At 72.4% G+C, this 25,989-nt stretch carries 22 protein-coding genes; 13 read left to right on the top strand and 9 right to left on the bottom strand.

The window, feature by feature from the left end; genetic code table 11:
• Window positions 1-7: 7 nt before the first annotated feature.
• A complete protein-coding gene (locus ACZ60W_RS00485) occupies window positions 8-1,345 on the bottom strand; it encodes a TerD family protein (RefSeq protein ID WP_469753107.1) in 1,338 nt (445 codons plus the stop codon).
• A gap of 217 nt (window positions 1,346-1,562) precedes the next feature.
• On the opposite strand from ACZ60W_RS00485, the gene ACZ60W_RS00480 reads away from it, so the two are divergent.
• Complete coding sequence (locus tag ACZ60W_RS00480; RefSeq protein WP_469753106.1) at window positions 1,563-1,973, top strand: RidA family protein; 411 nt, start codon at window positions 1,563-1,565, stop codon at window positions 1,971-1,973.
• A gap of 139 nt (window positions 1,974-2,112) precedes the next feature.
• Here the strand turns inward: ACZ60W_RS00480 and ACZ60W_RS00475 are convergent, their stop codons facing one another.
• Window positions 2,113-3,639 (bottom strand): hypothetical protein, encoded by a 1,527-nt coding sequence (locus ACZ60W_RS00475; RefSeq protein ID WP_469753105.1) that lies wholly within the window; start codon window positions 3,637-3,639, stop codon window positions 2,113-2,115.
• Between the two features lie 143 nt (window positions 3,640-3,782).
• On the bottom strand, window positions 3,783-4,481 hold the full coding sequence (locus tag ACZ60W_RS00470; RefSeq protein ID WP_469753104.1) for a D-Ala-D-Ala carboxypeptidase family metallohydrolase: 699 nt from the start codon (window positions 4,479-4,481) through the stop codon (window positions 3,783-3,785).
• Between the two features lie 379 nt (window positions 4,482-4,860).
• On the opposite strand from ACZ60W_RS00470, the gene ACZ60W_RS00465 reads away from it, so the two are divergent.
• Together ACZ60W_RS00465 and ACZ60W_RS00460 are read left to right on the top strand one after the other, a co-directional pair.
• Window positions 4,861-5,427 (top strand): DUF4291 domain-containing protein, encoded by a 567-nt coding sequence (locus ACZ60W_RS00465; protein ID WP_469753103.1) that lies wholly within the window; start codon window positions 4,861-4,863, stop codon window positions 5,425-5,427.
• Window positions 5,428-5,623: 196 nt separating this feature from the next.
• Entirely contained in the window at window positions 5,624-5,944 is a 321-nt protein-coding gene (locus tag ACZ60W_RS00460; RefSeq protein WP_469753102.1) for a hypothetical protein, read from the top strand.
• 141 nt (window positions 5,945-6,085) lie between these two features.
• Here the strand turns inward: ACZ60W_RS00460 and ACZ60W_RS00455 are convergent, their stop codons facing one another.
• Together ACZ60W_RS00455 and ACZ60W_RS00450 are read right to left on the bottom strand one after the other, a co-directional pair.
• Window positions 6,086-6,541 carry a DUF6221 family protein gene (locus ACZ60W_RS00455; protein WP_469753101.1) on the bottom strand — a complete coding sequence of 152 codons (456 nt, stop codon included), beginning with the start codon at window positions 6,539-6,541 and terminating at the stop codon, window positions 6,086-6,088.
• 194 nt (window positions 6,542-6,735) lie between these two features.
• Complete coding sequence (locus tag ACZ60W_RS00450; protein WP_469753100.1) at window positions 6,736-7,857, bottom strand: PI-PLC domain-containing protein; 1,122 nt, start codon at window positions 7,855-7,857, stop codon at window positions 6,736-6,738.
• A 484-nt stretch (window positions 7,858-8,341) separates the two neighbouring features.
• On the opposite strand from ACZ60W_RS00450, the gene ACZ60W_RS00445 reads away from it, so the two are divergent.
• On the top strand, window positions 8,342-9,127 hold the full coding sequence (locus ACZ60W_RS00445) for a hypothetical protein (protein ID WP_469753099.1): 786 nt from the start codon (window positions 8,342-8,344) through the stop codon (window positions 9,125-9,127).
• 155 nt (window positions 9,128-9,282) lie between these two features.
• A complete protein-coding gene (locus ACZ60W_RS00440) occupies window positions 9,283-11,799 on the top strand; it encodes a discoidin domain-containing protein (protein WP_469753098.1) in 2,517 nt (838 codons plus the stop codon).
• Here the strand turns inward: ACZ60W_RS00440 and ACZ60W_RS00435 are convergent.
• The gene (locus ACZ60W_RS00435; RefSeq protein WP_469753097.1) at window positions 11,733-12,443 is read right to left on the bottom strand and encodes a hypothetical protein; all 711 of its coding nucleotides are present in this window, start codon (window positions 12,441-12,443) and stop codon (window positions 11,733-11,735) included. The genes ACZ60W_RS00440 and ACZ60W_RS00435 overlap by 67 nt on opposite strands.
• A gap of 593 nt (window positions 12,444-13,036) precedes the next feature.
• The gene (locus ACZ60W_RS00430; RefSeq protein WP_469753096.1) at window positions 13,037-14,308 is read right to left on the bottom strand and encodes an MFS transporter; all 1,272 of its coding nucleotides are present in this window, start codon (window positions 14,306-14,308) and stop codon (window positions 13,037-13,039) included.
• 282 nt (window positions 14,309-14,590) lie between these two features.
• Here ACZ60W_RS00430 and ACZ60W_RS00425 point away from each other — a divergent pair, with 282 nt between their 5' ends.
• The gene (locus ACZ60W_RS00425; RefSeq protein WP_469753095.1) at window positions 14,591-15,010 is read left to right on the top strand and encodes an MmcQ/YjbR family DNA-binding protein; all 420 of its coding nucleotides are present in this window, start codon (window positions 14,591-14,593) and stop codon (window positions 15,008-15,010) included.
• Between the two features lie 69 nt (window positions 15,011-15,079).
• Here the strand turns inward: ACZ60W_RS00425 and ACZ60W_RS00420 are convergent, their stop codons facing one another.
• Together ACZ60W_RS00420 and ACZ60W_RS00415 are read right to left on the bottom strand one after the other, a co-directional pair.
• Window positions 15,080-16,342 carry a DUF6357 family protein gene (locus ACZ60W_RS00420; protein ID WP_469753094.1) on the bottom strand — a complete coding sequence of 421 codons (1,263 nt, stop codon included), beginning with the start codon at window positions 16,340-16,342 and terminating at the stop codon, window positions 15,080-15,082.
• A 79-nt stretch (window positions 16,343-16,421) separates the two neighbouring features.
• The gene (locus ACZ60W_RS00415; RefSeq protein ID WP_469753093.1) at window positions 16,422-17,081 is read right to left on the bottom strand and encodes a DUF6357 family protein; all 660 of its coding nucleotides are present in this window, start codon (window positions 17,079-17,081) and stop codon (window positions 16,422-16,424) included.
• Window positions 17,082-17,623: 542 nt separating this feature from the next.
• On the opposite strand from ACZ60W_RS00415, the gene ACZ60W_RS00410 reads away from it, so the two are divergent.
• The 7 genes from ACZ60W_RS00410 to ACZ60W_RS00380 all read left to right on the top strand — a co-directional run bounded on the left by ACZ60W_RS00410 (window position 17,624) and on the right by ACZ60W_RS00380 (window position 25,985).
• Window positions 17,624-18,352 (top strand): TauD/TfdA family dioxygenase, encoded by a 729-nt coding sequence (locus ACZ60W_RS00410; RefSeq protein WP_469753092.1) that lies wholly within the window; start codon window positions 17,624-17,626, stop codon window positions 18,350-18,352.
• Between the two features lie 160 nt (window positions 18,353-18,512).
• Window positions 18,513-19,550 carry an AurF N-oxygenase family protein gene (locus ACZ60W_RS00405; RefSeq protein ID WP_469753091.1) on the top strand — a complete coding sequence of 346 codons (1,038 nt, stop codon included), beginning with the start codon at window positions 18,513-18,515 and terminating at the stop codon, window positions 19,548-19,550.
• Window positions 19,551-19,569: 19 nt separating this feature from the next.
• The gene (locus ACZ60W_RS00400; RefSeq protein WP_469753090.1) at window positions 19,570-20,853 is read left to right on the top strand and encodes a KamA family radical SAM protein; all 1,284 of its coding nucleotides are present in this window, start codon (window positions 19,570-19,572) and stop codon (window positions 20,851-20,853) included.
• Window positions 20,850-22,346, top strand: a complete 1,497-nt coding sequence (locus ACZ60W_RS00395) for a dipeptide epimerase (RefSeq protein WP_469753089.1) — start codon at window positions 20,850-20,852, stop codon at window positions 22,344-22,346. Before ACZ60W_RS00400 ends, ACZ60W_RS00395 begins: the two co-directional genes overlap by 4 nt.
• A complete protein-coding gene (locus tag ACZ60W_RS00390) occupies window positions 22,343-23,458 on the top strand; it encodes an Ldh family oxidoreductase (RefSeq protein ID WP_469753088.1) in 1,116 nt (371 codons plus the stop codon). The genes ACZ60W_RS00395 and ACZ60W_RS00390 overlap by 4 nt, the downstream gene beginning before the upstream one ends.
• Entirely contained in the window at window positions 23,455-24,774 is a 1,320-nt protein-coding gene (locus ACZ60W_RS00385; protein ID WP_469753087.1) for an ATP-grasp domain-containing protein, read from the top strand. The genes ACZ60W_RS00390 and ACZ60W_RS00385 overlap by 4 nt, the downstream gene beginning before the upstream one ends.
• Window positions 24,771-25,985: a GNAT family N-acetyltransferase gene (locus tag ACZ60W_RS00380; RefSeq protein ID WP_469753086.1), complete on the top strand. Its 1,215-nt coding sequence runs from the start codon at window positions 24,771-24,773 to the stop codon at window positions 25,983-25,985. Before ACZ60W_RS00385 ends, ACZ60W_RS00380 begins: the two co-directional genes overlap by 4 nt.
• The last annotated feature ends 4 nt before the right edge of the window (window positions 25,986-25,989 follow it).

Raw genomic sequence — 25,989 nt, 5'->3', positions numbered from 1 at the left:
AAGACACCTAGCACGCGGCTCGCCGCCAGAACCTGCCCGAGCCCCTCTCCTTCGGCGGGCGGACCTCCACGGTCCAGTCGCCCTCGGCGCTGGCGACCTGGACGAGCAAGGGACCCTCGGGCAGTTCCCTCGTGTCCTTGGGGCGCCTGCTCGCCACATTGGCGAGCAGGCAGTCGCGGCCGTCCGGCTCGATGCCGTGCACGTGGAAGTACGCGTGGCTGTAGGTGTGGAGCCGGGAGGTCAGCCGGCCGGCGGGCCCGGTGTGGAGCAGCACGTCCGCGCCCCGGCCCTTCGCGCCCCGGCCGAGTTCCTCCACGACGCTCACCGGACGGATGGCGATGGTCCACTCACGGTCCGCAGCACTGACGCGGAGGCGCAGGGGGCCCCGGCCGTGGTGGTGCAGCACGGCCCGGCCCTCGAAGTCCTCCAGGGTCGTGTTCGCGAGGAGGGCGTCGTCCTTGCCGTGCTTGTCCCTGCTGTGCACGCTGAAGTAGCCGTCGCCCCTGCGGGCGGAGTCGACCAGCACGTAGCCGGCCGGGATCGTCACGTCGACCGTGAAGCTCTTGCTGCCCTTGCCGCTGCGGACGTATTCGGGGAAGTCCTCGCCGAAGGCAGCCATGCCCGACACCGGGCCGGTGCGCACGGGGTCCTGATCGACCACCCGCGCGGGGACGGCGGCCTCGGCTTGCCGCACCTTGGCCAGCAGCACCTCGGGGATGTCCTCCGGCGCGGCGCCCTCGGACGCCTTCTCCTCTTCGGGTGCGGTCGCGTCTTCGAGGGCGGGTACGTCCTCGGGCGTGGTCTCGTCGGGGTCCCGGCCCTCGATGCCGAAATCCTCCGCCAGGCCGACGAGGCCGGAGTCCCACCCCTGGCCCACGGCGCGGAACTTCCAGGCCCCGTCGCGCCGGTAGAACTCGCCGAGCACGAAAGCCGTCTCGGTGCTCGCGTCGTCGACCTCGTACAGCGCCAGCTGCTCCCCGGTACTGGCGCTCATCGTCCGTATGTGGAGGCCCGGCACCTGGCCGAACGTCCCCGTGTCGGTCGAGGCGCCGATGACGATGCGGTGGACGGAGGGTTCCACGAGCGCCGTGTCGACCTCCAGCCAGTCGACGACGCGTTGCTGCTCGTCGCCCACCTGTCCGATGTGGCGCACGGCGCCCGACGGGTGGGTCAGCTGGTTGTAGAAGACGAGGTCACTGTCTCCCCTGACCCTGCCCGTGGCGTCGAGCAGGAGGGCCGATGCGTCCACCTGCGGCACTCCGTCGCCGGCGGCCCGCCGGACGACCGCGATGCGCCACACCTGCCCGGGGACCGGCAGGTTTCCCCCCTTGATGATCTTTGTCACCGCGTCATGCTGGCACGCGACCGTCGCGCCTGCCTAGGGGGTGTCTTGTCGATCAGGCCGGATCGGGGAGCGGCCGGAGAAGCGGCGCCTGGCAGCAGGGGAGTGGGGAGCGGTACGGAGTACCGGACGCCGCGCCCCGAAAATGCGTCGTACGCCGAGTGGACCTCTGAGAAGGTCCTGATGGCCAAGGCCCCCGAAATTCTGCGAAAGGAACCCCGTGCCGCGTGCTGTCACCCTGATCCGTTCCGCCTCCCTGTCCGATGTCGCCCCGTACGCCTACGCGGCCACGGCCCCGGCCGAGTCGCGGCTGATCTTCCTGGCCGGAGCATGTCCCCTGAACGAGGACGGGTCCACCGCGGCGATCGGGGACGTCGCGGGGCAGGCGGCCAAGGCCGTGGAGAACATGCTGACCGCTCTGGCGGACGCGGGAGCGTCCCTGCACGACGTCATCAGCACCCGCGTTCTCGTCGCCTCCCACCGGCGGGAGGATCTGGTGAAGGCGTGGGGGGTCGTCCGAGACGCCTTCGGTGACCACGACGTGCCGAGCACCTTGCTGGGCGTGACCGTGCTCGGCTACGACGGCCAGCTCGTGGAGGTCGAAGCCGTCGCCGCCGTACTCGATTCCTGAACCGACGGAACGGGACCCCAGGGGAGGGGGCGGCAGCAGCGCCGCATGCTTCATCCGGCCCACCCCGCCCACCCGCCACCCCCTCCGAGGGGGCGTTCGCGTGATGCACGCAGCAGTTTCGCGCCGCACGGACTTCTCTTCAGCGCGGGGAGGCCCCGGCCGTCGGCGGCGTGCCGGTGTCCGTCAGGCAGCGATCGAGCAGGTCGTGCATGCGTGCCACCGGGAGGCTCGGGTTGGCTGCGGCGGCCTCGGCCATGCCAGGGTCGGCCAGGAGGCCCTCCAGGATCTCCGGTGACAGGTGGGGGTTGACCGCGGCCGCGCGGCGCACCGAGGCGTCGGGGTCGTCCAGCGGGGGACGGGGCGTGGCGGGATCGGCGGCGGCCAGTGCCCGTACCTCGGGATCCGGGTGGCAGACGAGGTGAGCCCAGCCGGTACGGGGGAACGCGGGCAGAGCCAGAAGGTGCGGGCGGTGAGCGGGACGGGTGACGAAGACCTCCGTGAGGAGGTGGGGCGGAGCCAGCGGGTGGTGGCCGGCCAGCCGGATCCTCACCTCCTCGTCGTCGTCCCGCGCGAGCTCCTCGACGAGTTCCGCCGGCAGCCCCGGCCAGCTCGCCGCGACCCGGCGGAGGACCGGTTCCTCGGAGACCGCGCAGCGGGCGAACCAGTCGGGCGACGGCCCTATGGCCGGGTGCGTACGCGACTCGAGAAAAGGCTCGGTGAGGGGGCACGAGCAGTCGGCACCGTGCCCGATGACCCACCGGATCGCCCGGTACTCGGCCCAGGTGCGGGGGAAGGGGTGGAGTCGGGCGGACCTCCGCACGTCCTCGTCCGCGTCCTCCCTCAGCTCCGCGACCAGGTCCGGCCCCAGATCGGGCCGGGCGGCGATCAACGCACGGATGTCCGCTTCGGGATGGCGGGCGAGCCGGGCGACGGCGGAGGCCGGGGTGTGCTCGTTGCGGGTGAGGGGGCGGACCGAGCCGGCGGCGAAGCACTGCTCGACGAGCGCGGGGGACAGGGCGCAGCTGTCGAGCAGCGCTTCGGGTGAACCGTAGGTCGGCAGCGCCGCCTCCACGCGGTCAGGGTCCAGCCTCCAGTTCCGGTCCCACGCCGATTCCCGGACGGTGGCGTCAGGGTCCGCGAGCAGTGTGGCCCGTTGCCCCGGGGTGAGTGAGTGCCACCTCCAGGTGGCGACGGTCCGGAGTTCGGGGCGCTCGTGGTCGGCCATGGAGCGGAAGAAGGAGAGCGGGATCTGCCGGGACGAGTCGAGCTCCGCGATGATCTCCCTCGCGGTGACCTTGCCGTCCTCGCCTCCGTCCTGGGCGGTCAGCAGGGTGACGAGGATGTCGTCCGGCAGCGGCCGGACCCGGCGGGGGAAGTCACGGAGGCCGCCCGCGAGCCACCCGCGGACGCTTCCCGCCGGGTCCGACGCCAAGGGGGCGAGCCGCGCCGGGTCGACGTGCCGGTTGCGTGCGAGCGAACGGCGGACGCTGCGGTCCGGATGACGCAGGGCCGCGTCCAGGGCGGCGTCGGGCAGGTCGCGGCCCTCGCACATCAGCAGGCCGGCCGCACGAGCCGTTCCCTCCAGCAGGCGGAGGAGTACCTCGGCGGGTGCCGCCGGATTGAAGGCGATGCCACGCAGCCACGGTTCACGCAGAGAGTCCCACACCGTGTCATCCTGCCACCCCGCCTCGCAGCCCCGTCGCCCCCTGCTGGGGGAGTCCGCCGCAGGGCGAGATGTCAGACGCCTCCGGCACGGGCGCGGACCGGCTGGGCAGCCACCCCTCGCGAGCGGGAGGGCCCGCCGTGTCCTCAGATGCCGCAGCCGGAGGCCGACCAGAAGCGGGCGCTGCGGTGGTCGACGTGGGTGTGGTCGCTGTGTCCGGGGTAGCCCGGGCCGAGGATCCCGTTGAAGCCGTGGTTGCGGGCCTGCTGGGCCAGTCGGCAGAGTGAGTGGGGCCCGGAGCCCAGGTCGGCCGCGTCACCGTAGAGGTGGCGGCTGGAGGCGGCACCGCCGACCGCGTTGTTGCATGCCTGGCTGCGGAAGCCGCTGGTGACGCGGATGCTCTGGTCGCCGAGGGCGTGACGCAGGGCTTCGAGCTTCCACATCGTGCGCAGGGCGTTGGATTTGGCGGTGGCCGCGCTGACGGCGCCGCCTGCCCAGGTGGAGTTGCAGGTGTTCAGTTCGGCGTAGGAGAAGTGGAGGGGAGTGCAGTCGTCGTCCTGGAGGGCGTAGATCTTGCTGAAGGTCGCCGGGCCGGCGACACCGTCGGCGGCGAGCCCGTAGGCGGCCTGGAAGCGCTTGACGGCGGCTGCCGTTCCGGGGCCGTAGGCGCCGTCGATCGCCAGCACGCCACCGTAGCCGGGGTATCCGGCCACACGGATCTGCAGCGCGGTGACGTCGGCGCCGGAGGCGCCTTGGGAGAGGGTGCGCGACCAGGTGTAGCAGCCGTCGGCCTGCGCGGTGCCGGCGGTGGCGACCACACCGCCCACCGAGGCAGCCATGATCATGACAAACGAGAGAAGCAGGCGTAGGGGCAGGGAACGCGAGCGGTGTCGGGACATCAATCCTCCATGGCCTCACGAGTCCGAGGTGACCCAGGGGTACGGGTCCCCCCGAGACTGACGGCCCGGTCGACGCGCGTCAACTACGCCGAGGCCGCCGTCATTTGTCGAGCCAATGGCGCCCGGGCGAACAGTCGGACGAACAGGACGACATGCCCCGACCGCTCTGGAGGCGGAAGGAATCGGGTCGGCCCCAGCGTGCCCGGAGAGGGCGGATTCCTCGGCGTCGCGCGGTAGTCGCCGCACCACGGCGCACCGTCCCGCCTCGCCCCAGGGCTCGAAAACGGTTCGCGGGACCCCGGCACCGGATGGCAGGGTCCTGCGCATGGCGCCCCCGTACCAGATCCGTGCCGACTACGATGCTCACACGATCGTGGTCTACCAGGCGTACCCGCCTGCCATCGCCGACGCGGCGCTGCGCGCGGGCCGGTTCGTCGCGCCGTTCTCCTTCCACCGGATGACGTGGATCAAGCCGTCGTTCCTGTGGCTCATGCACCGGAGCAACTGGGGCCGCAAACCGGGTCAGGAACGCGTCCTCGCGGTGCGCATGACGAGGGAGGGCTTCGAGGACGCGCTCTCCCGGGCCGTCCTCACCACGGCCCACCCGGCGGCCGTCGCCGAGGCGGCCGTCCACGTCCAGTGGGACCCGGAGCGCACGTCACGCGGCGCGGCGCTCAACCACTACAGCATCCAGGTCGGCATCAGCCGTCATCTGACGCGTACGTTCACCGACGACTGGATCGTCCGTCTGACCGACCTGACTCCGCAGGTCCGCAAGGCCGCCGACCTGACCCGGTCCGGGCACGCCGCGCAAGCCCAGCGGCTGCTCCCCGCGGAGCGCGTCTACCCGCTGCCGCGAGCCTTGGAGCATCGCCTCTCCTCGGGCGGCTGACGGGCGTACCCGCCGCACCCTTCGCCCGGGAACCCGGCCGGGCGGGCTGCGAGGACCGGGGTGCGGCGGTGGTTCGTGAACATGACTGCGTGCTCGGCCACCCCTTGGGCCCCATCGGACGCGCGCCATCGCAACCCCCTCCGCTCACCCGGCGTCCCTCTTGGCGAGGGATGGTCGCCGATCGCCGGGAGAGCACATGACGGAGAAGGACCCGAAGACGGACGCGGCGGGGGAGAAGGACCGCGATCGGTGGATGGCGCGTTTCCAGGTGCGACTGGCCATGCAGCCGGGCGTGGACCGGCCGGTCGTACTCCAGGCGGTCAAGGAGGTCACGATCCATTGCGCGGATACGGGCGAGCACCCTCGGACTGCCTTCGGCGACCCGGACGCCTACGCCGTACAGACCGCGGAGCGGCTGGTGCCGGCCGACCGGGCGGCAACCGCCAGAAAGCGCAACGCCGTCGTGGACGCGCTGGATTCGGCAGTCAAGAAAGTCAGGGACGTCGCCGGCCTGTGACCCGTTGACGCGTTGCGGAGGTGGGGCCGGGGTGCATGCCCACCGGCTGTCGGCCGGCCACCGCATCGTGTGACGGCCCGACGGCGGGCTCCTACGGGGAGCCGGAGGGCTTCGGCTCCCCGACTGGCCTTGCGGACACCCCTAGGACTGCCAAGCGGCGCGGTAGTCCGGGTGACGGGCATAGGGCAGGGTGAGCATCCGGAGGACCCATGCAGGTGTCACCGGCGGGGCTGCGAATCGGGCTCCGGTGTCGTCGCGCACCCACTGGACTCCGTCGGTCTCCTCGACAGGCCCCATCCATCGCAGCGCGCAGGTTCTGTCGAAGGAGTGCTTGCCGAGGCCGGCACAGGTGGGTGCGCAGGCGGCAGCGGAGGTGTCGAGCAGCTGACGTTTGGAGTAGACCTCGGCCAGCACGCGCGCGGGGTCGTGGCGGGCGATGTGATCGGCGCTGTCGGTGGGAGCCGCGACGATGTCGGTCGGGTGGGTGGCGTAGACGTCGCCGCCGCCGTCCGTGTGCCAGGGGCCCGGCTTGGCCGCGCGGGCGGTCTGCTCGTCCTCGGCGAGGCGGGCGCGGAGGAACGCGATCAGGTCGTCCATGTGGCCATCATGCCCCTTCGGCGGCCCCAGCACTGGCTCGCGGGCTCGGTCCAGGTACAGCGCCTGCTGTGGTCGCGGTCGTCCTAGGTCTCGTGAGCGTGGAGCCGCGTACCTTCATCGGTTGATGGCGACCGGCTTGGCCCGCCCGGCGTGAGCTGGGGCGGGCGGGCCGTGGTGGCGATGAGGACGGGGCGTCAGTTGCGGGCGTTCAGTTCCGCGACGATGGAGGCCGGTGTGTGACCGCTGCTGTCGGAGATCCGGTGGAAGTCGACGGAGACGAAGTTCGGGTCTCGGCCGCCGGCCGCCGGGCGGCACTGCTGGGTGATGCGGTCGCGGAGTTTGGTGCCGTTGTCGAGGGCGGAGTTGATGACCGTGGGCACGTTGCGGTGGTGACTCATGGTGAAGAGCCGGCGGAATCCCGGCTCCTGGCGGTCCAGGGGTACGTCGGACCAGCGGGTGACGCAGGAGACGTCGTTGCCGAGGTCGCCCAGGCTCCAGAAGTTGCTGACGGTCCAGGCCTTGTCGTACATGACGCCCAGCTGCTCACGGTCGGGCGCGTCGCTGAAGACGAGCAGGCGCTTGCCGGAGCCGACGAGGTCGGTCATCCTCGGCCACCCCTGTGCGCGGACGTTCCACGCGTCGGGCCGGAAGAGCAGCGGGTCCAGTCCGCGGACCCGGCTCAGCGAGTTCCCCAGCTGCTGGGCGCTGACGTAGTCCTCCAGGAAGAGGGTGACGACCTCCTGGGGGTTGGCGTTGAGGAAGTCCACCACCGTCTGCACGGTGCCGTGGAACGTCTGCCGTGGCAGTGCGTACGTGGCCCCGGCGAAGGTCTTGCAGTCCCCGTGGCAGAGGTAGACGTCGCTCGGGTAGCAGTCGCTGCCGAAGCTGATGACGCACAACCACGTGCTGCGCTCGTACCAGTGGGTGTCCAGGCTCAGGCCGCGCACCCCGTTGTCGAGCTGGTGACGTATCGACTCGGACTGGGAGACCGAACTCCACCGCGAGTCCTCGTAGTTGGTGAACGCGTTGTGCGTGCCGAGGAAGGTGACCTCGTCCAGCCGCCGGTCGCCCCAGCGCGCCCTGGCCTGTGCCACGGCAGCGCTGTTCGGTTGCGCTGCCGACGCCGACGCGCGGGTGGGTGCGGGTGGAGGCGCGGCACCGGCGAGGGCAGGGGTCGCGAGGAGGCCCAGGGTGAGCAGGAGGAGGAGGCCCCATCGTCGGGCGCTGTGCAAGGCGGCGGTCCCGGGCGAGCCCGCCGCGAACCGTGGGCGCACCCCGAGGCGGGCCTCCGGAGTTGGCATGTTCATGTTTGACATGGGGGGGAGCGTAACGCGACGCCCGATGATTCGGCCCCGTCTGCGCGGTAAGGATTGATATGGCCTGATCCGTTCTCCGTGGTGACCCACGGCAACCCGAACCGTGCCCTACGGCCGGGGCATCCTGCGGAGTCGCCTCCGTGCCCCTGGGTGCTCCGCTGTGGCACGCTCGCTACTGAACTACTGTTCAGTCACCTCTCGTGTCTACTGCCTCACGCCGCCGCCGCGCAAGACTCCGCCGCGCCCTTCTCGGTGGGCGCGGTCGCGGTCGCAGGGGCAAGCGTGGGGGGGGGCAAGGTCCCAGGGGCGCCGTCCAGCCGGACTCGACCGCACACGTGCGACGGGCGGAATCCGGCGCGAAGCAGCGACGACGATCCGGCGGTTCGCTGTCACTGGTGTCCGGGATGATGCGTGACGTGGAGCGGCCCGTCCGGCAGGGACTTGAGAGGCCGTGGCGACGAGGGGGGGATCTGTGCACGGGTCGATGGCGGACGGGGAACGGGCCGCGGAGGAGCGGCTGCACTACGAGAGGTGGCAGTGGGGCGGAAGGATGCCGAGCGAGAAGCTGCTCGGTGTGCACGGGAGCAACGTCCTGGGACTTCTCGACTTCGACAGCGACCTGGTGCACGCGCTCGGTGACACCGAAGCCGGGGTGCAGCGTTCGGTGGCGCTGCTGGCCGCGCGCCGGGCGTGCGAGGCGGCCGGTCTGGCCGCTGTGCCGTGGGTGGCCGGGGCGCTTGCCGCGCTGGTGGACGGAGATCGGCTTCCGCCGCCGTTCGATGACGAAGCCCGTATGTGGGAGACCCTGCGCTCCACCCGTCTCCCGCAGGGGCCGACGGTGCGGGGTGCCATGCCCCCGGAGCGCCCGCCCTACTTTCCCCCGGCGCCCGCCGGATGGGCATGGGTCCTGGCCGAGGAGCCGGGAGACGACGGAGCGAAGCACTACCGGCTCGGCCGCCTGCCGGACGGCCCCCGACCGGTCGCGCCCGACGACAAACTCGGGGCAGCGGCCGCAGGTGTCAGGCGTGTCGCCGCCCCGTTCATCGACATGGAGCTCACGCACCCCGCTCGTACGCCGTACGTCCCCGGACCGATCTCGCAGCCTCACTTCGCCCTGCCGGCCGTGCTCGCCGCCGCCGATCCCGACCCGCTCAAGGCGGCCCTGGACGCGGTGTGGCACGCCCTGCACGCGTGCGGAGAGCACTACCCGGACGTGCTGGAGGAGATCCGGCCGCTCTGCGCCGGCGGGGCGGGCGGCCAGGGAGCCTGATTCGACAGGTCCGGCCGGAGCGGTTCGAGTCGGACAACTCCTGTTTTCCATGGTTGAGTTGCACTGTTCTGGCCTATGTTCGGGGAGCCCGCGGTTCACGGTTCGCCCAGGAGGTCCGATTGCAGGCCAGACGTCTCAGAGCGGTTGCCGGAGCATTGCGCCGTTCCCCTCTGCTCATCGCCCTCGCCCTCGGCTCGCTGCTCGTCGGTTTCACCCCCTGGCTCGGAGTGGCGAGCACCGTGCCGGGCGGCCGTACGGCCACGCCACGGCCGACGCCGGGCCCCTTGGAACAGCAGCCGGCGAAGCAGTCGCCGCACCACGGGGTGGCCCCGGCGAACGCCATGGAGCCGATGGCTCCTGTGCTCGACCGGACCGGATGGACCGCCGTCGCGAGCGACGAGGAGACCGTCAGGGAGAACGGGCGCGCGGCCAACGTCCTCGACGGCGACGCGGCCACCCTCTGGCACAGCAGGTACTCAGGGACCACGGCCCCGCTGCCGCACACGATCACGGTCGACATGCACCGCACCACGGTGGTCTCGGCGCTCGTCTACCAGCCCCGTGCCGTCGGGGTGAACGGACGCGTCGGCGAGTACAGCATCAGCGTGAGCACTGACGGGCGGGCCTGGGGGAGTCCGGTCGCCACCGGCACCCTCGCGGACGACGGCAGTGCCAAGACCCTCGCCTTCGCCCCGCAGGGCGCCCGGTTCGTCCGGTTCACCGCCGTCTCCGAGGCGGGTCGGCGCGGTCCCTGGACCTCCGCCGCGGAGCTCAACCTGCTCGGCGACCCCGGGACCCCGGCCGCGACGGTCGACCTGCCGCGGACGGGATGGACCGCCGTCGCCGGCGACGAGGAGACCGTCAGGGAGAACGGGCGCGCGGCCAACGTCCTCGACGGCGACGCGGCCACCCTCTGGCACAGCAGGTACTCAGGGACCACGGCCCCGATGCCGCACACCCTCACCGTCGACATGCACCGGACCGCCGCCGTGTCCGCCCTGGTCTACCAGCCCCGCCAGGTCGGCATCAACGGCCGCGTGGGCGCGTACACCATCACCACCAGCACCGACGGCACCACCTTCGGGACACCCGTCGCCAAGGGCACCTGGCGCGACGACGACACCCTCAAGACCGCCACCTTCACCCGCACCGCGAACGCCCGCTACGTGCGCCTGACCGTGACCGGCGAGGCCGGGAACCGCGGGCCGTGGGCGTCGGCCGCCGAGATACGCCTGAGCGGACCCGCCGACCCGGCCACCCACGGATCCTGGGACCGGATCACGGGCTTCCCCCTGGTGCCGGTGGCCACCGCCGTCCTGCCCGGCGACAAGCTCCTCGCCTGGTCGGCGTACGCGCTCGACCGGTTCGGCGGCAGCAGCGGCTACACCCAGACGGCCATCATGGACCTGAAGACCGGCAAGGTCACCCAGCGCCGCATCGACAACACCGGCCACGACATGTTCTGTCCGGGCATAGCGATGCTCGCCGACGGCCGGGTCCTGGTCACCGGCGGGAGCAACGCGGACAAGGCGAGCATCTACGACCCCGCCACCGACTCCTGGTCGTCGACCGCCGGCATGAACATCGCCCGCGGCTACCAGTCCATGACCCTGCTCTCCACCGGTGAGGCGTTCGTCCTCGGCGGTTCCTGGAGCGGTGCCACGGGCGACAAGGCCGGCGAGGTGTGGTCCCCCGCCACCGGCACCTGGCGCAAGCTCCCCGGCGTCCCCGCCGCGCCCGCGCTGACGGCCGACCCCCGCGGCCCCTACCGCGCCGACAACCACATGTGGATGTACGCGACCTCGGGCGGAAAGGTGCTCCAGCTGGGCCCGAGCAAGCAGATGAACTGGATCACGACCGACGGGAACGGCGGCATCACCTCCGCCGGCACCCGGGCCGACAGCCAGGACGCCATGACCGGCAACGCCGTCGCCTACGACATCGGAAAGCTGCTCACCCTGGGCGGCTCGCCCGCGTACGAGAACACGCCCGCCACCCGGCGCGCCTACACCGTGAACGTCGACGGCGACCGCGTCCAGGCCGCGCGCACCGGCGACATGGGCCACGCCCGTGCCTTCGGCAACAGCGTCGTCCTGCCCGACGGCAAGGTCGCCGTGTTCGGCGGCCAGTCCTACCCCGTGCCGTTCAGCGACGCCACCTCCGTGCTGACCCCCGAGCTGTGGGACCCGGCGACCGGAACCTTCACCCCGCTCGCCAGCATGGCCGTCCCGCGCAATTACCACAGCGTGGCGAACCTGCTGCCCGACGGCCGGATCTTCTCCGGCGGAGGCGGCCTCTGCGGGGACTGCGCCACCAACCACTCCGACGGCGCCGTGTTCACGCCGCCGTACCTGCTCAACGCGGACGGCTCACCCAAGCCGCGTCCCGTCATCACGGGCGGCGTGCCGCCCCGCGCCGCGGCCGGCGGCTCCCTCACCGTCACCACCCAGGGGCCGGTGGCCTCCTTCGTGCTGATGCGGGCCGCGGCTGCGACCCACTCCACGGACAACGACCAGCGGCGGGTCCCGCTGGTCTCCACCGCCACGGGGACCGGCACGTACGCGGTCTCCCTGCCGGCCGACAAGGGCGTGGTCCTGCCCGGCACCTACATGCTCTTCGCCTTGAACGCCCAGGGGGTGCCGAGCACCGCCCGGTTCATCACCGTCTCCTGACGGCACGTGTCCGCCGTCCGCCCCGGTCTCCCGTCGGGGCGGACAGGCAGGCCGGGGCGCGTGACCGCGTCCTGCGTCCCGGGGGAAACGTCGGCTCCCGCGCTTCCCGCCCGTGGCTTCTGCCGCCGTTCCCGGCGTCGTGCGCGCAGCGCGGTCCGTTCCTCCGCTCGGCGCCGCAGCCAGGCACGTCGTCGCTCCCGGGTGAGGACGAGGGCCACGGCCAGGGCGAGGACAACGGCCGTGGTGAGCAGGGCGGTGACCCACGGGAAGAAGGACAGCCGGCCCGTGTTGCTGGCGACGGTCCTGACCGCGCCGTCGGGAACCGTGGCGGTCACCTGGGCGGCGACCGCCAGGCGGCCGAGGGCCGGAATCTCCGGCAGGCGGCCGGTGAGGACCGTGCTGCCGCCGGGGACCTCGTAGATCCCCGTGGGGGTGAGCGGGACGGCGCGAGGGGCGCCGCCGCCGGTGATGTTCAGCCGTCCGGTGAGGGTGGAGAGGACGTTGCCCGTGTTGCGTACGGTCACGGTGAACTCCTCGCCGCCACCCGCAGGGTGGTGCACCCGGCCGGTGAGGGTGAGCTGGAGGTCGGCGGTGCCGGGGACGGTGAGTTCGACGAGGCGGGCGAGGCGGGTCTCGGTGTTCACCCCGCCGCTGACCGCGGGCGTGCGCAGCGCGGTGACCAGGCTGCCGAGATAGTCACCGGGCGGGGTGGGGTGCGAGGCCGCCCCCGGCCGCGTGGGTGAAGTCGGCCCCGTAGACGTGGAAGGTCCGGGGCTTGTCGTCTCGTTGGAGATGACCGAGGAATCCTCGATCAGGGCGCCGGCCTTCAGCGCGTATCCGAAGTGTCCGCCGGTCGGTGTCGTCAGACCGTGGAGACGGCCCGCACGCCGAACGTCGGGTCCGTGGGGGAGGCGGGCGGAGCGGAGGAGGAGACGGGGGCCGGTGCTGCCTGCGCGCCTGGCGCGCGTGCGAGCGCGAGGCCCGCGAGGAGGAAGCACGCGAGGAGGAGGTCCCCGGCGAGCGGGTTCCCCAGGAGGGGGAATCAGGGCCGCCGGGTGGGGGTGGCGCCGCCCCGGGCGCGCAGACAGGCGTTCACGGGATCAGCCGGTGATCGTGCACTGGAGGGTTCCACTGGAGGAGCCGGGCAGGGTCTGGGCGGGGATGTACCCGAGCCGGACCGGCCGCGCTACGAACGCCCCTGACGCCCCGCCGGGGCAGGCCGAAGTCTCAGGGAGGCTCAGGGCCTTATGCGCTGCCCGGACGGCTCCGGCGCCCCCGTGTCGGCTGGTGCGGTCGTGACCTTCCGGTGGTGCTCCACCGCGTGCGCCACCAGTCCCGCGACCAGCGAGATGACGCCGCCGATGAGGAATCCCCAGCGCACTCCCCAGCCCTCCGCGATGGTGCCGACCAGCAGGGCGCCCAAGGGGGTCGATCCCTGGAGGATCAGCGTGTAGAGCGCGAGGACCCGGCCGCGGAGCTCGGGGGGAACGCCCAGTTGGATACGGTGGTTGGCCGCCTGGGCGAAGAAGATGGACATCCCGCCGGTGAGGAACAGCAGCACCATGGACGGGCCGTACGAGGACACCGTGCCCACGGCGCACTCCAGCAGGCCGAAGGCGACGGCCGCGCCCGTCACGAGCCGCGCCGACGGGCGGCCCCTGCGCAGCGTCGTCATCATCGCCGCGACCAGCGATCCCGCCGCGAAGACGGCGGTGACCACGCCGAACGTGGACGCGCCGGCGTGGTGGACCTGGGAGGCCAGGAGCGGGAGCGTCAACTGGAAGTTGAGTCCGAAGAGGGCCACGACCGCCACCAGTACCAGCGACACCTTCAGATCGAGACGCCCTGCCGCCTTCAGGCCGTCCCTCACCCGCACCCGGTCGCCGCGCCGCCGTGCCGGCCCGGTACTCCCGCTCATCATGCGGAGGGCCACGAGGGTGGCCGCGTAGCTCGCCGCGTTGACCGCCATCACCCAGCCGACTCCGGCGACCGAGATGAACAGCCCGGACAGGGCGGGGCCCACGACGCGGGCGACATTGAAGTACGCGGCGCTGAGCGCCGAGGCGTTGGGGAGCAACTCCGATCCCACGAGCTCCCCGACGAAGGCCATCCGCGCCGGCACCTCGACCGAGTTCACGACCCCCAGAGCGCAGGCGAACACGTAGACGTGCCACAGCCGGACGCCGCCCGCGAGGACCAGGACCGCCAGCATCAGGGCGAGCGCGAACGACACCACGTTCGCGACCGTGAGCAGCGCCCGCTTGTCATGGCGATCCGCGAGACGCCCTCCGTACAGCGTGAGCAGCATCAGCGGCGCGAACTGCAGCGCCGTCACCGTGCCCAGCGCGGTTGCCGAGCCGCCTGTCAGGCCGAGCACGAGCCAGTCCTGTGCGACCACCATCATCCACGTGCCGGCCACCGACACGATCTGGCCGAGCACGAACAACCGGAAGTCCCGTACGCGCAGGGAACGGAACACCTCACCGAAGCCACGGCTCACCTTGCGCACGGCGCAGCAGCCCCCACCGTCACCAGGCACTCCGTCAGGAACAGCTCGGTGCTGGTGGCGGCGGGCGTGTACCGCCGTCCGGGCTCGGGCGTGCCCCCGACCTCCTCCGCCGTCCCAGGGCAACGACCACCCACCGCGTCCTCCTCCTCTCCTCGGCGTTCGACGCCGCCACGGATCGGCGGACGGAGAACAGGCCCGGAGGCTACCGGTCGGAGGTCGGGCCGCGGTCGAGCCCACGACGTCGGCCGCCCTACGGAACCAGCGGGTCGGTAGGGTCGGTGCATGTCCAGTCCTGGAGACGTGCCGCCGGAGATCCTGAACAAGCTCCGCTCGATCTGTCGGCAGCTGCCCGAGTCCTACGAGGAGCCGGCGTGGATCGGTGTGCGCTGGCGGATTCGTCAGCGGACGTTCGCCCATGTCTACGCGCCGGACGTGGGCCGCTCCCCGAGGTACGCCCCGTACGCGACCGCGGGGCGGGAACCGGTCGTGGTGACGTTCCGGGTGCCCGCGGACGACCTGCTCGGCCTGACCGCGCCCGGGTTCCCGTTCTTCCGTGCCGACTGGGGCGCGAACGTCGTCCTCGCCGTTCTCGGTGAGCACACCGACTGGACCGAGCTGGACGAACTGATCACCGACAGCTATCGCGGTATGGCTCCGAAGTTCCTCGCCGCCCGGCTCCGCCTGCCCCCGCCGTCCGCCTGACCGGCGTCGTCGTCCGGCGGGGGAGTGCGGGCGGGATCCTTCCGGGCCGCCCGTGGTCCGCGCGGCTGTCTACCGGGCCCTGCGCCGCCGGCGCGCGCGCTCGAACTCGGCGACGTCCGCGATCCACGGGCCGTGCCGGTCGAGCGCCGCGTAGCCGCCGCGGACGAAGACGCTCACCAGGTTCCGGTAGTCGCCCATCCCGTCGACCAGGCGGTACTCGACCCGGTACTCCGGGTCGGAGCCGCCCCGATCCTTGCGCAGCGTCATGATCCGGGCCATGGAGTCGGCGTAGAAGTGGAGCTGGATCCCTTCGCCCCTCTCCTCGTCCTCGATGGTGAACACCTCGTTGTCCGCGGCGGAGCGATCGCCGACGAACTCCCAGAACTCCGCGGAGGCGGTGCGGCCGCCGTCCCGTAGCCACTTCTTCTCGACGTCCTTGTCGTCGGTGAAGGACAGGAGCGTCCTCCCCGCACCTCCACCGGATTCGGCACCGTGTTCGGCGGCCTCCTCCTCGGTCTCCACGGGGCCGTTCCCGGCACGGTCCGCAGTCTCCGAGCACATCAGGAAGCTCACGGTACGCACCGCGTCGTCGACGAGACGAGGATGCGCCCGGCGCACGGCCGCTTCGACCGCCGCCTCCATCCGAGCCCAGTCGCCCTTGTCGGTGGCGCGTCTGCCCCGTCGCGGGTCGCGAGCGATCCGCATCCCGGCGCACGCCTGCTCCGCGGTGGCGATCACCCGCATGACCTGGGGCAGCAGCGCGGGATCGACGGCGCCGGGCATCCGCTTCGGGACCGTCCCGCCGTGCAGGTACCGGCCCGTGTACTTCAGGAGCGCGGCGTCGAGTGGACCGAGCACGGTTCCGCGCTCGGCCCGACGGCGGTTCGCGTGATACTTCTGGGCTCGCTTCTCGTTCGCCGTCTCCGTCGCCGCGCGCATCGCCGTGCACACGTGACCGCGCTCCAGCAGACCGATGTCGGCCCCGTGGGCGACGAGCCGGCTTCGGTCCCACCGGATGCGCCGGAAGAGCGCGTCGACCTCCGGGGGCGCGGCGAGAAGGATGGGTTCCAGGAGGGCGACGGCAGCGTCCTCGTCCAGCCGGCCCCGGGTTCCGGCGGCGTCGCACAGCGGCAGGACCGCGGCCCACAACAGCAGGTGCCGGGCGAGGTCCTCCTGGATCACGGCGAGATGGGCCTCGCCGATCGGGAAGGTGAACGTGCGCGGCTCGTGGTTGGCGTCCGCCCCGGCACCGAGCATCAGCTTCAGCGCGCCGTCCTCGCGGATCACGTTCGGGATCCACCCGCTCGCGCGCGTGAAGACGACGTCCCTCACCGGTTCACTCCGTCTTCGCTCAGGCGCCGCCGGCCGGCAGCACGGCGCGGAGGCTCCGGCATCCGGCCGCCCCGACCCCTCACGACCACCGTGCGCACTCCCTCTCAAGGCGCGGGTCGGTGCGCACCCAGACTTCGCCCCCGGCGGCCCCGGCCGGAGCGTCGACCCGTTCGAGACCGAGGAACCCGATCAACCGCAGCAGCTCCGCGCGTTCGGCTCGGTCGTCGTCGGCGTCGCGCGAGTCGAAGAAGACGTAGTACTGATCGCCGGGGTCCACGTAGCCGGAATCGCTCCAGATCCGCGCGACTTCCTCGATCGCCGCGGCTTCCGTCGTGAACGTGGAGGCGCGGGCGGTGCCGCGGGTCTCCGGGGACGCGTCGAGGTCGGCGAGGTCGGCGAACCACTGGCCGAACCGGTCGAGGCCGGCGTATCCGTTCTCGAAGAACAGCATCGCGCTCGGCAGGTAACGGTTGGGCCGGTCGACCTGGAGGTACTCCGACCGGGTCTGCTCCGTTCCCACGTCCTTGATCCGGGAGACGACCCCCTGCTTCGGCATGAGGACCAGGCGCTGCCCCGACTGCTCGTCCTCGATGGTGTAGGCGTCGGACTCCCGGCCACGGAAGAACGCGGAGAACGCCACGTAGGCCTCCTGAGCGTCGCCCACGGAGACCGTCAGGTCGGTGTCGTCATCGGCCGCGAAGACGAACTGCTTCGGTCCGGGGCGGTAGGGGCGAGCCATGGGTGTCCTTCGGTGACGTGTGCTGTGCCGGCGCCCTCAGCGTAGTCGGAGCCGCGTGGACGGATCCGTCGGCGCCGACCGTGCCGTCACGATCGGCGACGGCCGGCATCTGATTTGGGTCGATTTGCATTCGTTCATGGAATGCTCGGAGGGCTTCCCGGCTCACTCTGCGGACTTGCCGGAGGCGCCGTATGTGTCTTCTCGCCACGTCGCGTCGAGGCCGGCGATGTCGCTGTGCGTGGCGCGCCGGGCGTCGATAGGGGTCATACGGCGCATGAAAGCCAGACGCCCCATTGCAGCAACTGACTGCTCGATCAGTTGCGAATCGAACTATTCATACGCCTTTCACCTGGGGAAACGTCTGATGGTGACACGCGGCCGAGGTCTTTTCGGTTGCGTGATTCATCTCACAACGAGGGTCGTTGCACCCCGGTCCTCACTCCCGCAAGATCACCTCTCGGGGTACGCCGATGGCTGGATCTCGACGAGATCGTCGGATCACCAATCGGCCGTAAGCGCAACTGAGGATGGGGGAATCCGTCATGTCTACGGCCCTTGATGTTCACAGTCGGGAACTTGCCGAGCAGGGATACACGCTGCTCGCGGGGATCAGTACGGACGAGGAGGCGGCCGCCGCGGTCGGCGTCTTCGGCGATCTGGTCCCGCAGTACGACGGCTCGCTGCGTTACCAGGTGAAGGCCGCTCCCGGCTTCGAGGAGCGGCGCTACTCCAAGAGCGTCAACACGATCCTGGTACACACCGAGGCGCCGGGCTGGAACCCGCCGCCCACCTATCTGGCCCTGCACTGCCGGGTCCAGGCCACCTGCGGCAGCGGCCACACCGAACTCGCCGACATGCGGCGGTTCGTGGCCTCGCTGCCCGAGCGCGACCGTGACGCGCTCTACGAGCGGACCATCGACTGGATCGGCCACAACACCGGAGGCATCGGCACCGAGGGCGTGCGCCGCCCGGTCGTCGAGGTCGCCGACGGCGGCCAGGAGATCCTGCGCTTCAGCTACAACCTGCTGACCACCGGTCAGTACGACCCGCCGGTCGACGCCGCCGTCGACCCCGAGCGGCTGCCGCTGGGCAGCTTCGGCATCCACCTCGCGGAACAGGCCGAGGCGTTCTTCCGGGAGAACCGCGTCTCGGTACTCATCCCCGAGAACCACGTCCTGGTCTGGGACAACCAGCGCATGGTGCACGCGCGTTCCGCCTACACGGACAAGCGCCGCCACCTCACCCGCTACTGGATCGCCGCCCAGCGCTGACCCGTAACACCGCCGACCGCCCGGCGCCGAGACGCGCCGGCGGGCCGGCCGGCCGCGCCCCGTCGCGCCCGCAGCGCGCCGTCCAGGCCCTGCGGCCCGCGCCGCCACGGCAGCGCTGTCGCCAGTTCACCGACATTGACACCACGTGAGGCCCAGAACCATGGCTGACGACCGGAACGAACCGGTTCAGGACGAAGAGTTCCCCACCGGACTGCCGGAGGAGCTCCGGGGGCTGCCCGAAGGCGTGCCCCGCCACGACCCCGACGACCAGATCGAGAGCGCCGTCATCCGCCGCCTGGTCGGCAACTGGCAGCGCCGCGCCACCGTCAAGCGCGACGAGCCCAACCTCGACGAGCTCTTCGAACTCGACCGGCCGGACTACCCCGAGCAGATCCTGCCCTTCAGCGACCACCCCACGTTCCGGGCGCTCGACCCGGAGAAGAAGACCCAGCTGCTCAGCTGGGCGTGGATCGCGTACAACCGGCACACCATCATGGCCGAGCAGAAGGTGGCCAACCCCGCCTTCGCCCTGGTCATGGAGGGCGAGTACCCGCAGCTCCAGGACGAGGCGCTCAACATCTCGCTGGCCCAGGCGATGGTCGACGAGCAGTACCACACCCTGATGCACCTCAACGCCAGCGCCGTCACCCGGCGCAAGCGCGGCTGGGCGATGCCCGACCACGAGCTGCCGATCTCCCACACGGCGCGCGAGCACCTGCGGCTGCGCGAGAGCGCGAGCGAGCGCTGGGAGGCGTCGCTGACCACCCTCGCCTTCGCGACGGTCTCCGAGATCTCCATCAACGCCTACCTGGACCTGCTCGCCGACGATCCGGACATCCAGCCGATCAACAGCAGCACGGCCAGACTGCACAACCGGGACGAGTACTGCCACGCCTCGATCTCCGCCGTGCTGGCCGAGGTCGTCCACGACCGCCTCGACGAGAAGAAGCAGCGCTTCTTCCGCGACATGCTCTTCGAGGGCCTGGAGGCCTTCGTCGCCACCGACTACACCACGTGGCACCGGATCATGGACCTCGTCGGCGTCGAGGGCGGCCACGAGATGCTCGAGGACTGCCGGGCCGACCGAAGCCGCAGCCGCCTCGTCCGCGACTACACCGGCCTGCACACGCTGATCGAGCGCATGGGCGTCCAGGACCTGGTCGAGTTCGACTGGTCCAAGTCCCACGTCGCGCGCTGAGCGGGAATCGAGAAGCCTGGTGAAGCACTACGCGAACGAGCGCCTGGCGCAGCTCGCGCGGGACCGCGGCATGCCGGACGAGTACGTCCGCGACCTGCGCGTGGTCTCCAGCGTCCTGCCGTTCAAGGTCAACGAGTACGTGGCCGACGAGCTGATCGACTGGTCGGCGGCGCCCGACGACCCGATCTTCCGGCTCACCTTTCCGCACCGCGACATGCTGCCCGCACCCGTCTTCGACCGGATGGCGGCGCTGCTGGACGCCGGCGCGCCCCGCACCGAGCTGCGCGAGGCCGCCACCGCCGCCCAGCGCGACCTCAACCCGCACCCGGGCGGCCAGCTCGAGGCCAACGTGCCGACCCTCGACGGCCGCCGTCTCGACGGACTCCAGCACAAATACGCCGAGACGGTGCTGGTCTTCCCCTCCCAGGGGCAGACCTGTCACTCGTACTGCGGCTACTGCTTCCGCTGGGCGCAGTTCGTCAGCCAGGAGGAGCTGCGCCAGGCGCTGCGCGACCCGGCGGACCTCACGGGCTATCTGGGCCGGCATCCCGAGGCCACCGACGTGCTGTTCACCGGCGGCGACCCGATGATCATGCGGACCGACGTGGTGCGCCGGTGGGTCGAGCCGCTGCTGGCGCAGACCCCGTCCGTGCGCACTCTGCGGTTCGGCACCAAGGCCCTGTCGTACTGGCCCCAGCGGTTCACCGAGGGGACGGACGCGGACGACCTGCTGCGGCTGCTCGAACAGTGCGTCGCAGAAGGCCGGCACGTGGCGCTCATGGCGCACTTCTCGCACCCGCGGGAGCTGGAGACCGACCAGGTGCGCGAGGCGATCGCCCGGATCCGCGCCACCGGCGCCGAGGTCCGGGCACAGGCCCCGCTCGTCGCGCACGTCAACGACGACGCGGCCGCCTGGGCGCGGATGTGGCAGCTCCAGGTCGAACTGGGCGTCATCCCGTACTACATGTTCGTGGAGCGCGACACCGGGGCGAGCAGCTACTTCGGCCTGCCCCTCGCCCGCGCCCTCGACATCTACCGCGAGGCCGTCCGCGGCGTCTCCGGCCTGGCCCGCACCGCCCGCGGCCCGGTGATGTCGGCCGCGCCCGGCAAGGTCATGCTGCACGGCACCACGGAGGTGGCGGGCGAGAAGGCGTTCGTCCTGAGCTTCCTCCAGGCCCGTCGCCCCGAGTGGGTCGGACGGCCGTTCTTCGCGGCGTACGACGAGCACGTCCAGTGGTACGACGAGCTCAAGCCCGTCTCCTTCGGCACCACCCTGCCGACGTACGCGGAGGAGCAGTGGTGAGGCTCCACGTCCACGAGATCCGCCTGACGGACCACGACATCTGGCGCAGCGCCCGCGAGGCGATCCCGGTGCAGCACGGCGTGCTCGTCGAGCTGACGGCGGGCGGCCGGTCCGGCTTCGGCGAGGCCTCGGCCTTCATGACCGACCGCTACAACTCCTCGCTCGACGCGCTGCACGCCTCGCTGCGCTCCGTCGCCGGCGTCCTGCGGGAGCTGCCGGGCGACGACCCCGAGGGCGCCTGGCCGGTGCTGGCCCCGCTGCTGGCCGACGCGCCGTTCGCGCTGGCCGCGCTGGACGTGGCCGCGCACGACCTCGCGGCCCGGCTGGCCGGTGTGCCGCTGTGGCGGCGACTGGGCGCCGAGGCGCCCGGTGCACTGCGCTCCAGCTACAGCATCGGACTCGACGAGCCCGACGTCATGGTGCGCAAGCTCCACGAGCGTCCGGGCTGGCCCGTGTACAAGGTCAAGCTGGCCGACCCCGGCGACCTGCACGTCCTGAAGGCGCTGCGGGAACACACCGACGCGCCGTTCTTCGTCGACGGGAACTGCGGCTGGGAGCCGGCCGCGACGGCCGCCGCGCTGGACGGCATGGCCGCGCTCGGTGTGACGCTCCTCGAACAGCCCTTTCCCCGCGAGTCGTGGGAGGCGGCCAAGGCGCTCAAGGAAATCTCCCCGATCCCGGTCTACGCCGACGAGAGCATCACCGGACCGCACGACCTCGACGCGTGCGCCGAGGCGTTCCACGGCGTGAACCTCAAGCTGATGAAGGCCGGCGGCATCACGCCGGCCCTGCGGATGCTGCGCGCGGCACGGGCCGCCGGCCTCGGCACCATGCTCGGCTGCATGCCGGAGTCCAGCGCCGGCGTCTCCGCGACGGCCCACCTGGGCCCGTTCGTCGACCACCTCGACGCCGACAGCATCGCGCTCCTGGCGGTGGACACCGGAACCGGAGTCCTGCTGGACGATACGGGCCGCATCACGCTGCCCGCGACGCCCGGCACGGGCTTCGTGCCCGAGTACGGCGGACCGGCCTTCACCGTGCGGCCCGCCGCGGCCGGCCAAGGCGCCCGGGACGGCGACGAGCTGTCCGTGCACCGCGACGGCACCACCGTGGCCTTGGTGCGGATCCGGCGCCGGCCGCTGCCCGGCCGGGTGCCGGCGGACACGGTCCGGCAGCTCGACCTGCTGCCCGCGCCGTCCGCCGGCCCGGCGACCGCCGAGGAACTGGCGGCGCTCGTCCGCGGAGCGGTGACCCACGCGGTCGCCGACGGCGCGGACACCGTCTGGCTCCGGACCGCACACGACGGCGACCGCGAAGCCTGCCGCGCGACCGGCTTCGACGCCCTGGCGGGTCCCACCGCCGACGCGGGCGCCGGCGAGGGCCCTGACGGTGGGCGCCCCGACGGTGGCGGCGACCCCGCCGGCGACCGCACCCTCCCGGACGGCCACGGCCCGTCCTCCCTCATGCTCTGGAAGGCGAACCGACCCGCATGACCGACGTGCACGACGTGCGGCACTCCCCGGCCGCCGAAGAACCCGCCGACGCGGCCCCGGCAGCGCCCCTGCTCCCGGCCGGCACGGCCGTGACCCTGGCCACGACGGCCCTGACCCGCGCCGGCCTGTCCGCCCAGGACGCCGGGGAGGTGGCCCGGGCCCTGACGGAGACGTCCCTGCGCGGCATCGACACCCATGGCCTGCGGCTGCTGCCGCAGTACCTCGACGAGCTGGCCGACGCGATCGCCACCGCCCGCCCGGAGATCCGTACCGTCCGGGACAGCGGCGCCGCCGTGATGCTCGACGCCGACGGGGCGCTCGGCGTCGTGGCCGGCCTGGCCGCCGCCCGGATCGCGGCCGAGCGGGCCCGCAGCCACGGCGTGGCCGCGGTCGGCGTCCGCAACTCCAACCACTTCGGCGCGGCCTCCGTCTACAGCCGGTACCTGGCCCAGGAGGGCCTGGTCGGCATCGTCACCACCTCCGCCGCCTCGCGGGTCGCCCCCTTCTCCGGGACCGAACCGCTCTACGGCACCAACCCGCTGAGCTTCGCCGCCGCCGTGGAGGACGACGAGTTCACCCTCGACATGGCGACGAGCCAGGTCTGCTTCGGCGAGATCAAGGAGCGCCGCAAGCACGGCCGGGCGCTGGACCCCGGCTGGGCGACCGACGCCGAGGGCCGTCCGGCCACCGACCCCGAGCAGGCGTACGCGCTCTCGCCGCTCGGCGGCTACAAGGGGCAGGGCCTGGCCATGGTGGCCACCCTGCTCGGCGCGGTGCTGACCGGTTCGCCGGCCGACTGGGAACTGGAGCACATCGGCGCCTCCGCCCCCGGCCGCAGCCGTGGCATCGGGCACCTGATCGTCTGTCTGGACCCGGCCGCCTTCGCGGGCCGGGAGGACTTCGCGACGGGACTCGCCGGCATGCTCGACACCACCCGCGGCACCCGGCCCGGCGCCGACGCCGAGCAGCCCGTCCAGGTCCCCGGCGACCCGCAGCGGCGGATCGCGGACCGGCGCACGGACCTCGGCATCCCGCTGGACCCGCACACCGCATCGGCGTTCGCGGCCCTCGCCGCGGAGCAGGGCGTGGCCTGGCCGGAGGTGTCGGCATGATCCTCGTCCTGCTCAGCCCGCGCAACGCGGGCCTCCCGCTCGCCGAGTGGCTGCCCGAGAAGTCGGGCGCGCTCCTGGCCGTCACCGCGGAGGGCGTGGCCCCCGGACCCGGCTTCGCCGAGGTCGAGCGGGTCGCCGACTACACCGACGACGCCGCCGTCCTGGACGCCGCCCGGCGCCTGGCCGGCCGGCACGCCGTCACCCGCGTCCTGGCCCTGGCCGAGGTGGACGTGGAGCGGGCCGCGCGCCTGCGCGCCGAACTCGGTCTGCCCGGCCAGCTCCCCGAGAGCGCCCGCGCCTACCGCGACAAGGTGAGGATGAAGGAGCTCGCGGCGGCGGGCGGGGTGACGGTGCCGCCGTTCGCCGCGGTCGCCTCCGCGGCCGACGTCGAGGCGTTCATGGCCGCACACCCGGGCCCGGTCGTGGTCAAGCCGCGCGGCGGATCCGGTTCCACCGGCGTCGCGGTGCTGCACGACCCGACGCGGATCCCGGAACTCGCCGACCGCCTGACCGCCGGGGACCACGAGGTCGAGGGATACGTGGCCGGCCGCATGTGCCACGTGGACGCGCTGCACGTCGGCGGCGAGCCGGTGGTGTGCGTCCCCTCGGTCTACACCGACGGCGGCTGTCTGTCGCACTGGACCGACTCCGGCAACGGCAGCTGGACGCTGCCCGCCGACGACCCGCTGTACGAGCGGCTGGTCGCGGAGACCTGGAAGCTGGTCGGCGCCCTGCCCGCCGCCCCCGCGCTCTTCGTGCACGCCGAGTTCTTCGTGACGGACGCCGGTGAGATCGTGCTCTGCGAGATCGCCGGCCGGGTCGGCGGCACCCCGATCCCTGCCATGCTCGAAGCCCTGCTCGGGCTCGATCCGCGGCACCTGTGGGCCCGGCTCGAATGCGGGCTGCCGGTGGACCTGGACGCCGTCCGCGCCCACGCCGCCGCCGCACCGCTGGTGGCCAACTACGGCCTGCCGCCGCGCGACGGCCGCATCGTCCGGCTGCCCTCCGAAGCACCCCACGGAACCAAGGATTTCACCGTTCTCGCCCGACTCGGCGAGGACTGGAGCGGCGCACGCTACGCCGGCCGCAAGTCCGGCGACTTCATCGCGACCTGGCTGGTCGAGGCACAGGACGCCGGGGAACTGCTCGCCCTCCTCGACAAGACGGGCACGGCGGCGGAGGAGTCCTTCGGCTGGGAGCCGACGGGCGCCGGCCACGACGGCCCCGCCACGGATACCGGCCACGACGTCTCCGCCGCGGACGCCGGACACCGCCGGGAACCCGCGGGCGCCGAACCGGGGGAGGCGTCCCGGTGAGCGACCTGACCGCGGAGGTCCTGCACCCCGACCGGCGCCCCACCGCCGCCGACTTCCCTGCCCTCGCCGCGCCCGAGGTGATCTGGGACGACGACCGCTGGTGGCGCTTCACCGAACGCACCGACCTGCACGAGGTCCGCTACCTGGCCGTCCGCGAGGCCGGTGAGCTGGTGGCCCTCGCCCCCCTGCTCGTCACCCGCGACGGCGGCGGGCTGCTCTTCTACGACACCCCGAAGATGACGGGCGAGCTCAACGCCTTCGGCGCGCCCGAACTGCTGGACCCGGCCGAGCGCGAGCGCTGGGACGAGCTGGCCGGCGGCCTGGCCGAGGCCCGCGCCGCCCAGTACCCCTCCGTGGCGCTGGGCATGTTCGGCTCGCACCACGGCATCGTGCACGCCACCGGCCGCGACGCGGCCGGGCGGGCGCGGGTCCTCGCCGAGCTGCCCCGTCTCCTGGACGAGGCCGCGGCCGAGCTCGGCTGCCGCAGCAGCTCCCTGCTGTACGCCACCGACGAGCAGGCCGCCGTGCTGGACCCGGCGGCACGGGCCCGCGGCCACGTCCCGGCCGTCCTCGGCGCCGAGTCCGTCCTGCGGCTCCACGCGCCGGACTGGGACGCGTACCTGGCGGGTCTGGCCAGCCGCAAGCGCCGGCGCGCCCACCGGGAGCTGGGCGAATACGCCGACGCCGGCTTCCGCACCGTGGTCCGCGAGGGACCGGAGGCGCTCTCGGACTCGATCGTCGACCTCCAGGTCGCCCTGCGCGCCAAGTACGGGCTGCCCGGCGGACGGCCCCGCGTCCAGCGGGACTTCGACGCCATCCGCGAGACGGTCGGCGACAGCTGCCTCGTCCTGAGCGCCGAGCGCGACGGCGAGACCCTCGGCTTCGTCCTGTACCTGCGGGCCGGCCAGGCCCTGTACGGGCGGACGGCGGGCTTCGACGACGACCGGGCCAAGGGCGTCTACTTCGCCCTCACCTACCACGAGTCGATCCGCTGGGCCCTGGCCCACGGCGTGCGCGAGATCTGGTACGGCCTCGCCGCCTACGACGCGAAGAAACTGCGCGGCTGCGACCTCGAAGCGCGCCACGGCTGGTTCCGCTTCACCGGCCCGGCCCGTGCCGCACTCGACGAGACCGTACGCCTGCAAGGGACGAGCGAGCGCGACCGGCTCCTCGGCCTCGGGCAGAACAGCACCACCTCACAAGGAGACTGAGCAG

The organism is Streptomyces sp. NPDC104202, assembly GCF_055584185.1.
The sequence above is the reverse complement of the archived record's forward strand: the minus strand, read 5'-3'. Positions and strand labels throughout refer to the sequence as shown.

Bases quoted from the DNA above. Each gene is read 5' to 3' on its own strand.
- ACZ60W_RS00450 (WP_469753100.1), bottom strand. From the start codon at position 7,857: ATGTCAAACATGAACATGCCAACTCCGGAGGCCCGCCTCGGGGTGCGC.
- ACZ60W_RS00415 (WP_469753093.1), bottom strand. From the start codon at position 17,081: ATGGCTCGCCCCTACCGCCCCGGACCGAAGCAGTTCGTCTTCGCGGCC.
- ACZ60W_RS00405 (WP_469753091.1), top strand. From the start codon at position 18,513: ATGGCTGACGACCGGAACGAACCGGTTCAGGACGAAGAGTTCCCCACC.
- ACZ60W_RS00410 (WP_469753092.1), top strand. From the start codon at position 17,624: ATGTCTACGGCCCTTGATGTTCACAGTCGGGAACTTGCCGAGCAGGGA.
- ACZ60W_RS00445 (WP_469753099.1), top strand. From the start codon at position 8,342: ATGGCGGACGGGGAACGGGCCGCGGAGGAGCGGCTGCACTACGAGAGG.
- ACZ60W_RS00470 (WP_469753104.1), bottom strand. From the start codon at position 4,481: ATGATCATGGCTGCCTCGGTGGGCGGTGTGGTCGCCACCGCCGGCACC.
- ACZ60W_RS00460 (WP_469753102.1), top strand. From the start codon at position 5,624: ATGACGGAGAAGGACCCGAAGACGGACGCGGCGGGGGAGAAGGACCGC.
- ACZ60W_RS00465 (WP_469753103.1), top strand. From the start codon at position 4,861: ATGGCGCCCCCGTACCAGATCCGTGCCGACTACGATGCTCACACGATC.
- ACZ60W_RS00390 (WP_469753088.1), top strand. From the start codon at position 22,343: ATGACCGACGTGCACGACGTGCGGCACTCCCCGGCCGCCGAAGAACCC.
- ACZ60W_RS00425 (WP_469753095.1), top strand. From the start codon at position 14,591: ATGTCCAGTCCTGGAGACGTGCCGCCGGAGATCCTGAACAAGCTCCGC.
- ACZ60W_RS00455 (WP_469753101.1), bottom strand. From the start codon at position 6,541: ATGGACGACCTGATCGCGTTCCTCCGCGCCCGCCTCGCCGAGGACGAG.
- ACZ60W_RS00385 (WP_469753087.1), top strand. From the start codon at position 23,455: ATGATCCTCGTCCTGCTCAGCCCGCGCAACGCGGGCCTCCCGCTCGCC.